Origin of the sequence: Kocuria sp. ICS0012, assembly GCF_001665945.1 — a bacterium.
Lineage (GTDB): Bacteria > Actinomycetota > Actinomycetes > Actinomycetales > Micrococcaceae > Kocuria > Kocuria marina.
In genome coordinates this window covers 12,747-24,728 of the sequence record NZ_LZMM01000013.1, presented here as the reverse complement: position 1 = coordinate 24,728, position 11,982 = coordinate 12,747, and the positions used below count along the sequence as shown (strand labels likewise).

Genomic DNA, 11,982 nt, shown 5'->3' with positions numbered 1-11,982 from the left:
TATGAAGCAGCCCCACCGCAGACAACGTTTCACGTCCGTCATCACCGCGGTGGGGCTGCTTTTGTTGTTCGTGTGTTGTTTCACCCTCCCGGAGGCACTCGTGGCCATGAGCCGGGCCGCGGCGGACCACGGGGGAGAGCCCTTGAACACTCGCGGGTGGACCATGATTGCGGTGGGTTTCGGAACCCTCGCGGTGGGTGGCCTGCTCACGATCGTGGGGGTCGTGCTGCGGCGCACGGCTCCACCCCGCCCGGTGGAGGAGGACCAACTGCTCGAAGAGCACTACGGCAGCGACTCCGTGGTCAATGAGTACGACCCACTCGAGCTGAACCCCCACCTGAGGACCCGCGAGCAGCGCCGCGGTCACCGCTGACCCGCTAGCTCGAACCACCCGCGATCCGGGTGCCGGCCCCGTAGGGCGTGGGGGTCCCCAAAATGGGAAAATGCCCTCCCCGAGGGGAGGGCATTCGTGGTGCCCGCGACAGGATTCGAACCTACGACCTTCTGCTCCGGAGGCAGACGCTCTATCCACTGAGCTACGCGGGCGTGCGGTGTCACAGGATCCGAGAACGAGGCCCGCGACGACAACTCGACGATACTACCAGGTCGCGCGGGCGCACCAATCGGCGCGGATCGAGCGGGGTGCTCCCGCGCCGTTACACTGGCACAGTGACTCCTGAAGAACTTTCCTCCGCTGTGTCCGCATGCCTGCAAGACGCCGTGGCCGCCGGTGAACTGACCCCGGTGGACGGCGCCGAACTCCCGCACGCGAAGGTGGAGCGACCCAAGAACCGTGAGCACGGGGACTGGGCCACCACCGTGGCCATGCAGGTGGCCAAGAAGGTGGGCCGTTCCCCCCGGGACGTCGCGCAGATCCTCTCCGAGCGCCTGTCGGCCGTCCCCGGTGTGAAGACCGTGGACATCGCCGGTCCGGGCTTCCTCAACGTCACGCTCGACGCCGCCGCGGCCGGTGAGCTCGCGCAGTCGATCGTGGAACAGGGGCGCGCCTTCGGGACCGCGGACACCCTGTCCGGCACGACCATCAACCTCGAGTTCGTCTCCGCGAACCCCACCGGTCCGATTCACCTGGGTGGCACGCGGTGGGCCGCCGTGGGTGACTCCCTGGCCCGGATCCTGGATGCGCAGGGTGCTTCGGTCGTGCGGGAGTACTACTTCAACGACCACGGCAACCAGATCGACCGCTTCGCCCGTTCCCTGCTGGCCCGTGCCCGCGGGGAGGCCGCCCCGGAGGACGGCTACGGCGGGCAGTACATCTCCGAGATCGCGGACGAGGTCCTGGCCCAGCACCCGGACGCCCTGGAGTCCGAGGACCCGCAGGAGGTCTTCCGCGCCGCGGGCGTGGAACTGATGTTCGCCCAGATCAAATCCTCGCTGCACGATTTCGGCGTGGACTTCGACGTCTTCTTCCACGAGAACTCGCTGTTCGAGGACGGCCAGGTCGAGAAGCTGCTCGACCAGCTGCGTTCCTCGGACGCGCTGTACTTCGAGGACGGAGCGTGGTGGCTGCGCTCCACCGACCACGGGGACGACAAGGACCGCGTGGTCATCAAGTCGGACGGTCACGCCGCGTACATCGCGGGGGACATCGCCTACTTCAAGAACAAGCGGGACCGCGGTGCGGACCTGTGCATCTACATGCTCGGCGCGGACCACCACGGCTACGTGGCCCGGCTCAAGGCCGCGGCGGCCGCGCTCGGGGACTCCCCGGACGCCGTCGAGGTGCTGATCGGTCAGATGGTCAACCTGGTCAAGGACGGCACCGCGGTGCGGATGTCCAAGCGCGCGGGCACCGTGGTGACCATGGAGGACCTCGTGGAGGCCGTGGGCGTGGACGCCGCGCGGTACTCGCTGACCCGCTATTCCGTGGACTCCAACATCGACATCGATTTGGACGTGCTGACCAAGCGCTCCAACGAGAACCCGGTCTTCTACGTCCAGTACGCCCACGCACGCACGTGCGCTGTGGAACGCAACGCCCACGCCGCCGGTGTCGCGCACACGGACGAGGCCGGCGCCGACCGGTTCAACGCGTCCCTGCTCGAGCACCCGCGTGAAGCGGACCTGTTGGCCGCGCTCGGACAGTACCCGTCCGTCGTCGCCCAGGCCGCGGCCCTGCGCGAACCGCACCGCGTGGCGCGCCACCTCGAGGCCCTGGCCGGGGCGTACCACCGCTGGTATGACGCGTGCCGGGTCACCCCGCAAGGCGACGACCCCGTGGCGCCCGTCCACCACACCCGCCTATGGCTCAACGACGCCGTGCGCCAGGTCCTCGCCAATGGGCTGGACCTGCTGGGCGTCTCCGCTCCCGAAAGGATGTGATCCCATGACCGAACTCGCTCCCGCCCACCCGCTCGCCCCGGCCTGGCTGCAGGTCCCCGCGGACCCCGCGGCACTGGACCCCGTGGTCTTCACGTCCCAGTACGCCCGGGATGACACGGGGTGCGTCACCGTGGATTCCGTGCCCGTGACCGAGATCGCCGCGCGCCACGGTTCCCCGAGCTACGTGGTCTCTGAACGGACCTTCCGGGACCGCGCCCGCGGTTTCCGCGAGGCGTTCGAGGCCGCCCTGAATCCTCTCGGCGTGGAACTCGAGGTCTACTACGCCTCCAAGGCCCTGCTGAACACCGCCGTGGCGCGGTGGGCCACGGAGGAGGGCCTCAATATCGACACCGCCTCCGGCGGGGAACTCGCCGTGGCGCTCGCCGCGGGTGTGGCCCCGGGCCGGATCGCGTTGCACGGCAACAACAAGTCCGCGGAGGAACTCGACCGGGCCCTCGAGGTGGGCGTGGGACGCATCGTCGTGGACTCGCTCGCCGAGATCGAGCTCGTGGCACGGCTGGCCCGCGACCGCGGCACCCGCGCGCCCGTGATGATCCGCGTGACCCCGGGGGTGCACGCGTCCACGCACGAGTTCATCGCGACCGCCCACGAGGACCAGAAGTTCGGACTCTCGCTGAACCCCGTGCAGGAGGGGGAGGACTCTCCCGCACTCGTGGCCGTGGCTGCATGCGTTGACGCCTCCGATGCACTGGACCTGCGCGGGCTGCACTGCCACATCGGATCCCAGATTTTCGCGGCGGAGGGCTTCGGTCAGGCCGCCGAGCGCGTCTTCGCGCTGCGCGAGACCGTGGCCGAGCGCTGGGACGTGACGCTGCCCGAGATCGACCTGGGTGGCGGCCACGGTGTGGCGTACACCGCCGCGGACAGCCCGCGCGAGGTCGCCGCGATCGCCGCGGACCTCGCCCCGCTGCTCACCTCCGTGCTCGAGTCCTCGGACCTGCCCACCCCGCACCTGTCCTTCGAACCGGGCCGGTTCATCGCCGGGCCCTCCGGGTGCACGGTCTACACGGTGGGCACCGTCAAGACCGTCACGGTCAGCCCGGGCGTGCAGCGCCGGTACGTGTCCGTGGACGGCGGCATGAGCGACAACGCCCGTCCCGTGCTCTACGACGCCGACTACACCGCCGTGCTCGCCAACCGCGTGTCCGAGGAGACGCCCGTGCTCTCGCGCGTGGTCGGCAAGCACTGCGAGTCCGGTGACATCGTGGTCAAGGACGTCTACCTCCCCGGGGACGTCACCGCGGGTGACCTGCTCGTGGTGCCCGTGACCGGTGCGTACTGCTGGTCCCTGTCCAGCAACTACAACTGGCTGCCCCGCCCGGGGATCGTGGCGGTCGCACCGGACGGTGCCACCCGCGAGATCGTGCGCCGCGAGTCCGTCACGGATCTGCTCGCCCGCGACACCGGGGTGTGAGCCGCCCGGCGCGGTCGAGGTACGCGAGCGACGTCGCACCCGCCCCCGCGCCGGACGCAGCACCGCCGCGCCCACCGGGCCGCGACAGCCCGCGGGGCGCGGCCCCACCCATTGACACGCCCCGACAGCAAGCCCCCGACAGAACACCAGGAGCCATGAACACTTCACCCGCAACCGACCGCGAGACGCCCGTGCTGAAAGTGGCCCTGTTGGGTGCTGGCACCGTGGGCTCCCAGGTGGCCCGCGTGCTGCTCAACCACGCCCATGAGCTGGCCCTGCGCAGCGGCGTGCGCCTGGAACTGAGCGGCGTGGCCGTGCGCAATCCGCAAGCCCCGCGGGACACGGAGCTGCCCGCGGAACTGCTGACCACGGACGCGGACGCGGTGATCGACGCCGCGGACGTGGTGGTGGAGCTGACCGGCGGGATCGAACCCACGCGCACGCGAGTGCTGCGTGCCCTGAACGCCGGGAAGTCCGTGATCACGGGCAACAAGGCGCTGCTCGCCGAGCACGGGCGCGAACTGCACGACGCCGCGGCGGCCTCGGGCGCACAGTTGTCCTACGAGGCCGCAGTGGCCGGCGCGATCCCCATCGTGCGCCCCATGCGCGACTCGCTCGCGGGGGACCGGGTCAACCGTTTCCTGGGCATCATGAACGGGACCACCAACTTCATCCTGGACCAGATGGACACCACGGGGGCCGCGTTCGACGACGCCCTCGCGCAGGCTCAGGAGCTCGGCTACGCCGAGGCGGACCCCACCGCGGACGTCGAGGGGCACGACGCCGCCGCCAAGGCCGCCGTGCTCGCGTCCCTCGCGTTCCACTCGACCTACACGATCGCGGACGTGCACTGCGTGGGGATCACGGGCATCACGGCGCAGGACGTCGCGGCCGCCCGCGAGGCGGGGTACGTGATCAAGCTGCTGTCCGTGGGCGAGCGCTGCGGTGACGGCGTGAATCTGCGCGTGAACCCCGTGATGATCCCGCGCGACCACGTGCTCGCGGGTGTGCACGGCGCGTACAACGCGGTGTTCGTGGAGGCCGCGAACGCGGGTTCCCTCATGTTCTACGGACAGGGCGCGGGTGGTCACCCCACGGCGTCGGCGGTGCTGGGCGACCTCGTCTCCGCGGCGCGCGCGATCGCGCTGGGAGCTCAGGGCATCCCGCTCGACGCCTACGCGGCGCTGCCCGCCGTGAGCATGGACGACGCCACCACGCGGCTGTCCATCACGGTGGCCGTCACGGACCGACTGGGTGCGCTCGCGCAACTGGCCCAGGTGTTCGCGGACCACGGGGTCTCGATCTCCACGATGCTGCAGATCGAGGACCCGGACGCCCCCGGGATGTCCCAGCTGCGGCTCGTGACGCACAGCGGCCGACACGCGTCCCTCATGGCCACGGTCGCGGCCCTGCGCGAGCTGGACGTGGTGCGGGACATCGTGTCCGTCACACCGGTGGAAGCCGGAGAATAATTCTTGAGCGCCCGGCGCACCACGCAGCGCGGGGCCACGAGTCGAACCGAGGAGCACGCGGCATGGCACACGTCTGGCAGGGCGTCATCAACGAGTACAAGGACCGGTTGCCGGTCACCAAGCAGACCGAGGTCATCACCATGGGAGAGGGTGGCACCCCTCTCATCCAGGCGCGGGCGCTGTCCGAGCTCACGGGCTCCACGGTGTGGCTCAAGTTCGAGGGCATGAACCCCACCGGTTCGTTCAAGGACCGCGGGATGACCATGGCCATCACCAAGGCCAAGGAGTCCGGGGCCAAGGCCGTGGTGTGCGCGTCCACCGGCAACACGTCCGCGTCCGCGGCGGCGTACGCCAAGCAGGCCGGGATGCGCAGCGCGGTGCTCGTGCCGGAGGGCAAGATCTCCATGGGCAAAATGTCCCAGGCCGTGGCCCACGGCGCGGACATCATCCAGATCGACGGCAACTTCGACAACTGCCTGGAGGTCGCGCGCAAGCTCTCCGAGTCCTACCCGGTCTTCCTGGTCAACTCCGTGAACCCGTACCGGATCGAGGGTCAGAAGACCGCGGCCTTCGAGGTCGTGGACACACTGGGCGACGCCCCGGACATCCACGTGCTGCCCGTGGGCAACGCCGGGAACATCACGGCGTACTGGAAGGGCTACCGAGAGTACGCGCAGGAGACCCCGGCCACCTCGGGTGAGACCCTGCCTGCGGTGTCCACCCGCACGCCCGCCATGTGGGGCTTCCAGGCGGAGGGTGCCGCACCTCTCGTGCTGGGCCATCCCGTGACGGAACCGGAGACCATCGCGACCGCGATCCGGATCGGCAACCCCGCGTCCTGGGACACGGCCATCGCCGCGCGTGACGAGTCCGGCGGGCTCATCGACTCCGTGAGCGACGTCGAGATCCTCGAGGCCCACCGCTGGCTCTCGTCCCGCGAGGGCGTGTTCGTGGAACCGGGCTCCGCGTCCGGAGTGGCGGGTCTGCTCAAGAAGGCCCGGGCCGGGGAGGTACCCACGGACGCGACGATCGTGGTGACCGTCACGGGCCACGGCCTGAAGGACCCCCAGTGGGCGATCAAGGGCGCCGAGGCCGAGGACCCCACGGCCGCCGAGCCCAAGCGCGTGGCCTTCGACGTGGTCTCCGTGGCCTCGGCCCTCGGCCTGGAATGACCGGCTCCGCCGTGAATAACGCACCATTGCACGCCACCCGCACCGACGCGCCCGACACCGACAGCGCACCCCGCACCGGGAACGTGCCGGGCGCCATCACGCCCGTGGGTACCACCGTGAGCGTGCGGGTCCCCGGCTCCACGGGCAACGTGGGCCCGGGCTTCGACTCGCTCGGTCTCGCACTGGGTCACTACGACACCGTGACGCTCACGCGCATCGAGCGCGGACTCGAGTTCGACCTCTCGGGGGAGGGCGCGGCGGGCGTGCCGCGCGGTCCCGAGCACCTGGTGATCCGTGCCATGCAGGCCGCGTTCGACGCCGCCGGGGCCGGTGAGCTGCCCCCGCTGCGCTTGCGCGCCCACAACGCGATCCCGCACGGCCGGGGCATGGGCTCCTCGGCCTCCGCGGTGGTCGCCGGTGTCCTCGCGGCCAACGCGCTGCTCCCCGCGTCCCACCGGCTCTCACCGGATGCGGTGCTGCAGGTGTGCTCCCACATGGAGGGACACCCGGACAACGTGGCCCCCACCCTGCTGGGTGGTCTGACGATCTCGTACGAGGACGAAGGCCGTTTCCACAGCGTGCCCGTGCGCGTGCACCCGGACGTGGTCCCCGTGGTCGCGGTGCCCGACTTCGAAGTCGCCACGTCGGTGGCCCGCGGGCTGCTGCCGGAGATGGTCGCGCATCGCACGGCGGCCGTGAACGCCGGCCGCGCGGCGCTTCTGGTTGCGGCCCTGGGCGAACGGCCCGAGCTGCTCGTGCCTGCGACGTTCGACCTGCTGCACCAGCCCTACCGTGCACAGGCCATGGCACCGAGCTGCGAGCTCATGACCCGATTGCGCGACCTCGGTCACGCCGCCCTGATCTCGGGTGCGGGCCCCACCGTGCTCACGCTCGCGAACGGCGCGGAGCACGCTGGGCGCGTGGCTGCGGCGATCGAGGAGATCGCGGCGGACGCGGCGTCGTCGGCGCACGAGTACCAGGGGCGAACGGTGACGTGGCGTGTTCATGTCCTGCGGGTGCCCGAAGAGGGTGCTAAAGTGAGCGTATCCACGCAATAGGCCCCGGGTTCGCGTCCGTGCCGGACAGTGCAGCCCCGCAGCCGAGCCTCGTGCGCAGTTCCTCAACGCAGGTGTTCGACCGCGTCGCCTCTCTGCGATCCTCTTCCGCGTAGACCAGCCACCTCTGTAATGTGGCGTCCCGGCTCCGCGGGAGATTCGGGGGACTTCATTGCTGATGACGCGCGCCTCCGGCGCGCACTTTCGTGGCCCGCCGCGGGTGGCCCACACCATCATCGTCGGGTTGCTGGCGATCTGAGTGCCGCAACCCTCATCGAGTCAGAAGGAAGCTTCGTGACAGAAACCACCGCCCCCGAACAGGGAACGGACACCTCGAACGCCCAGAGCACCGGTCTGTCCGGGCTCAAACTCGCGCAGCTGCAGGCCCTCGCGGCCCAGTTGGGCATCACCGGCGCGCGTCGCATGCGCAAGTCCTTGCTGGTCGAGGCCATCGAGGCCCACCAGCGCGGGGGCGCCGTCGCCGAGCGCGACAAAGCCGTGGAGGCCAAGATCGAGCAGACCGCTCGCAAGGCCTCCCAGCGCCACTCCTCCGACGCTCCGCAGTCGTCCTCCGCCGACGCCGCTCCGGCCGCCGCGTCCGCGGACGCGGCGTCGTCGGACTCCTCCTCGAAGTCCCAGGAGGGCTCGGAGGGCGAGAACGGCGAACAGAACGTCCCGCGGCAGGGCGGTTCGCGCCGTTCCCGGCGCGCCACGGCCAGCGGCACCGGTGAGCACGGGCGCTCCGGCCAGGACCGTTCCGCCCAGAACCAGCAGGACAAGGACCAGGCGGAGAAGGGCCGGGACGAGTCCGGGCAGGACTCCGCCCAGGGCTCTGACGACTCCGGCAACGAGTCCGGGCGCGGTCAGCGCAACCAGCGCGGTCGCCGCAACGAGAAGTCCGAGCAGAACGGCTCGTCCCAGGACGAGAACCGGCGCGAGAACAAGCAGGGTCAGGTGGACGGTTCCCGCCACGCCAACCACCAGAAGGATTCCAAGGACAACGGTCAGGACCGGGACAACCCCCGTGACTCCAAGGGCCAAGGCGGTTCCAACGATTCCGGTGACCCCAAGGACGGCGGTCAGGACAACCAGAACCGCAACGACCGGCGCAACCGCAACAACAACGATCGCAACAACGACGGTGAGGGCAACTCCCGCCGCAACCGGCGCAACCGCAATCGCAACGACCGTAACGACCGTAACGACCGCAACGACCGCAACGAGCGGCGCAACCGTCGCAACCGGCACAACGGTCCGGACGTGGACGACGTCGAGATCACCGAGGACGACGTCCTGCTGCCCGTGGCGGGCATCCTGGACGTGCTCGACAACTACGCGTTCGTGCGCACCTCGGGCTACCTGCCCGGCCCGTCGGACGTGTACGTGAGCCTGTCCCAGGTCAAGAAGAACAACCTGCGCAAGGGCGACGCGATCGTGGGTGCCATCCGTGCTCCCCGTGAGGGCGAACAACACAACAACTCGCGCCAGAAGTTCTCCGCGCTCGTGCAGCTGACCACGGTCAACGGCCGCAAGCCCGAGGAGAACAAGGACCGGGTCGAGTTCAACAAGCTCGTCCCGCTGTACCCCCAAGAGCGGCTGCGCCTGGAGACCGAGCCCAAGAAGATCGGTCCCCGCGTGGTGGATCTCGTGGCCCCGATCGGCAAGGGCCAGCGCGGTCTGATCGTTTCCCCGCCCAAGGCCGGTAAGACGCTCATGCTGCAATCGATCGCCAACGCGATCACGACCAACAACCCCGAGGTCCACCTCATGATGGTGCTCGTGGACGAGCGCCCCGAAGAGGTCACGGACATGCAGCGCACGGTCAAGGGTGAGGTTATCGCCTCGACCTTCGACCGGCCTGCGGACGACCACACCACGGTCGCGGAGCTCGCGATCGAGCGGGCCAAGCGCCTGGTGGAGATGGGCATGGACGTGGTGGTCCTGCTGGACTCCATGACCCGCCTGGGCCGCGCGTACAACCTCTCGGCACCGGCGTCCGGCCGCATCCTCTCCGGTGGTGTGGACTCCGCCGCGCTGTACCCGCCCAAGAAGTTCTTCGGCGCCGCGCGCAACATCGAGAACGGTGGCTCGCTGACCATCCTCGCGACCGCGCTCGTGGAGACCGGGTCCAAGATGGACGAGGTCATCTTCGAGGAGTTCAAGGGCACGGGCAACATGGAACTGCGCCTGTCCCGTCAGCTCGCGGACCGGCGGATCTTCCCGGCCGTGGACGTCAATTCCTCCGGTACCCGCCGCGAGGAGAACCTGCTGTCCGCGGACGAGATCAAGATCATGTGGCGGCTGCGCCGCGTGCTCTCCGGTCTGGAACAGCAGCAGGCCCTGGAACTGCTCACGAGCAAGCTGCGGGATACCCAGTCCAACACCGAGTTCCTGCTGCAGGTCCAGAAGACCACGCTGGCCGGTCACTAGGAACCCGCGAGCACCGCGTTCCACCCGTCGATCCCAGGAGAGCACCGTATGTCCGACCCCGTTCAGCCGCTGCTGGATGAGCACGCCGAGCTCCAGCGCGCCCTGGCGGATCCCGCCGTCCACGCGGACGCGAGCAAGGCCAGGAAACTGGGTCGGCGCTACTCCGAACTCAACGGCATCGTTGAGGCGCATCGCCGGGTGGAACGCATCTCCGAGGACCTGGGCGCCGCGCGCGAGCTCGGGAGCGTGGATCCCGAACTCGCCGCGGAGGTCAAGCCCCTTGAGGACGAGCTCGTCGTGGCGCGCGAGGAACTGCGCCGCAAGCTCATCCCGCGGGACCCGGACGACGGCCGCAACGTGATCCTCGAGGTCAAGGCGGGTGAGGGCGGGGACGAATCCGCCCTCTTCGCCGGGGACCTACTGCGCATGTACATGCGCTTCGCGGAACAGTCCGGGCTCAAGACCGAGATCCTCTCGTCAACCCCCACCGAACTGGGCGGCTACAAGGACGTCCAGCTCGCGGTCAAGGGGTCCTCCTCCGATCCGGCCGAGGGCGCGTGGGCCCGGTTCAAGTACGAGGGCGGGGTGCATCGCGTGCAGCGGGTGCCCGTGACCGAGTCCCAGGGGCGCGTGCACACGTCCGCTGCGGGGGTGCTGGTCTTCCCCGAGGTGGACGAGCCGGACGAGATCGACATCAACCAGAACGACCTCAAGATCGACGTCTACCGGTCCTCGGGTCCGGGTGGGCAGTCGGTGAACACCACGGACTCCGCGGTGCGGATCACGCACGTCCCTACGGGCATCGTGGTGTCCATGCAAAACGAGAAGTCCCAGCTGCAGAACCGTGAGGCGGCCATGCGCGTGTTGCGCGCCCGGTTGCTCGCGCACCAGCAGGAACAGATCGACGCCGAGAACGCCGCGGCCCGCAAGTCGCAGGTGCGCACCGTGGACCGTTCGGAACGCATCCGCACCTACAACTTCCCCGAGAACCGCATCGCGGACCACCGCACCGGGTACAAGGCCTACAACCTGGACCACGTCCTGGACGGCGCATTGGAACCCGTGATCGCCTCCGCCGTGGAACTGGACGAGAAGCACCGGTTGGAACAACTGGGTCAGGACTCCGCGCAGCACGGGTCCGCGGGCGGGAAGTAACTTCCCGTGGCCACGACTCTCGCCCAGGCGATCGCGTGGGGCCGGTCCCGGTTGCTTCGCGCGGGTGTGGCCTCCCCGGACGTCGACGCCGTGTTGCTCGCCGCCCACACGCTGGGCCTGGGCCGCGGGGACACCGAAGCGCGGGCCATTCTGGGCGCGCCGGAACCGCACGGGTACCGCGACCTCGTGGAACGCCGCGCACGGCGTGAGCCCCTGCAACACATCATGGGTACGGCCCCGTTCCGTAAGCTCGAGCTCGCGGTGGGTCCCGGGGTCTTCGTCCCCCGCCCGGAGACCGAACTGCTCGTCCAATTGACCCTGGATCTGGTGCGCGTATGGCGCGGGGCCGGCGAGACCCACCCGGGGGTCATCGACCTCGGGACGGGCAGTGGCGCGATAGCCCTGGCCGTGGCGAGCGAGGATCCCGCGAGTAGGGTCACCGCCGTGGAACGCGAACCGGCCGCACTGGAATGGACCCGGCGCAATCTGGCGGGCTCCCGCGTGCGCTTGCTCGAATCCGACTACCGCGATGTCACGGTCGAGTCGGCGGGGCGGTTCTGCGTGGTCGTGACCAACCCACCCTACGTCCCGGACGGTGAGATCCCGGAGGATCCCGAGGTACGCGATTACGATCCACCCACGGCGCTGTACGGCGGGGACGAGACCGGGATGACGTTCCCGTGCGCCGCGATGGACACCGCCGTGCGGATCCTGCGTCCGGGCGGTTCGTTCGTCATGGAACACGCCGAGTCCCAGGTCGCGGCCGTCGCCCGCGCCCTCGAGGACCGGGGGTTCCGGGACATCCGCACGCACCATGACCTGACCGACCGCCCGCGGGCCACGACCGCCACGCTGCCGGGGCCGGGGGGCTGAGAGACCGGGGCGCCGCAGCGCCGTCGTGCCGGGAGACGTACCGTGAACGG

Annotated in this window: 9 protein-coding genes and 1 tRNA gene; 9 read left to right on the top strand and 1 reads right to left on the bottom strand. The window is 69.8% G+C overall.

Annotation, left to right across the window (positions count from 1 at the left end; genetic code table 11):
• Position 1 precedes the first annotated feature (1 nt).
• A complete protein-coding gene (locus A5728_RS01310) occupies positions 2–373 on the top strand; it encodes a hypothetical protein (protein ID WP_064845341.1) in 372 nt (123 codons plus the stop codon).
• A 97-nt stretch (positions 374–470) separates the two neighbouring features.
• Here A5728_RS01310 and A5728_RS01305 read toward each other — a convergent pair.
• Positions 471–546, bottom strand: a tRNA-Arg gene (locus A5728_RS01305).
• A gap of 123 nt (positions 547–669) precedes the next feature.
• Here A5728_RS01305 and argS point away from each other — a divergent pair.
• The 8 genes from argS to prmC all read left to right on the top strand — a co-directional run bounded on the left by argS (position 670) and on the right by prmC (position 11,932).
• Complete coding sequence (gene argS / locus A5728_RS01300; RefSeq protein WP_064845340.1) at positions 670–2,340, top strand: arginine--tRNA ligase; 1,671 nt, start codon at positions 670–672, stop codon at positions 2,338–2,340.
• A gap of 4 nt (positions 2,341–2,344) precedes the next feature.
• Positions 2,345–3,775, top strand: a complete 1,431-nt coding sequence (lysA, locus tag A5728_RS01295; protein ID WP_064845339.1) for a diaminopimelate decarboxylase — start codon at positions 2,345–2,347, stop codon at positions 3,773–3,775.
• A gap of 155 nt (positions 3,776–3,930) precedes the next feature.
• Positions 3,931–5,247, top strand: coding sequence for a homoserine dehydrogenase (locus A5728_RS01290; RefSeq protein WP_064845338.1), 1,317 nt, complete (start codon positions 3,931–3,933; stop codon positions 5,245–5,247).
• Positions 5,248–5,309: 62 nt separating this feature from the next.
• Entirely contained in the window at positions 5,310–6,419 is a 1,110-nt protein-coding gene (thrC, locus tag A5728_RS01285; RefSeq protein WP_064845337.1) for a threonine synthase, read from the top strand.
• Positions 6,420–6,514: 95 nt separating this feature from the next.
• Entirely contained in the window at positions 6,515–7,477 is a 963-nt protein-coding gene (gene thrB / locus A5728_RS01280) for a homoserine kinase (RefSeq protein WP_231885434.1), read from the top strand.
• Positions 7,478–7,768: 291 nt separating this feature from the next.
• Complete coding sequence (gene rho / locus A5728_RS01275; RefSeq protein ID WP_064845336.1) at positions 7,769–9,904, top strand: transcription termination factor Rho; 2,136 nt, start codon at positions 7,769–7,771, stop codon at positions 9,902–9,904.
• Between the two features lie 48 nt (positions 9,905–9,952).
• Complete coding sequence (gene prfA, locus A5728_RS01270) at positions 9,953–11,059, top strand: peptide chain release factor 1 (protein WP_064845335.1); 1,107 nt, start codon at positions 9,953–9,955, stop codon at positions 11,057–11,059.
• Positions 11,060–11,065: 6 nt separating this feature from the next.
• The gene (gene prmC / locus A5728_RS01265; RefSeq protein ID WP_064845334.1) at positions 11,066–11,932 is read left to right on the top strand and encodes a peptide chain release factor N(5)-glutamine methyltransferase; all 867 of its coding nucleotides are present in this window, start codon (positions 11,066–11,068) and stop codon (positions 11,930–11,932) included.
• Positions 11,933–11,982: the final 50 nt, after the last annotated feature.

Coding starts and splice junctions, on each gene's coding strand:
- A5728_RS01310 (WP_064845341.1), top strand. CDS start 2: ATGAAGCAGCCCCACCGCAGACAACGTTTCACGTCCGTCATCACCGCG.
- lysA (WP_064845339.1), top strand. CDS start 2,345: ATGACCGAACTCGCTCCCGCCCACCCGCTCGCCCCGGCCTGGCTGCAG.
- prfA (WP_064845335.1), top strand. CDS start 9,953: ATGTCCGACCCCGTTCAGCCGCTGCTGGATGAGCACGCCGAGCTCCAG.
- thrC (WP_064845337.1), top strand. CDS start 5,310: ATGGCACACGTCTGGCAGGGCGTCATCAACGAGTACAAGGACCGGTTG.
- A5728_RS01290 (WP_064845338.1), top strand. CDS start 3,931: ATGAACACTTCACCCGCAACCGACCGCGAGACGCCCGTGCTGAAAGTG.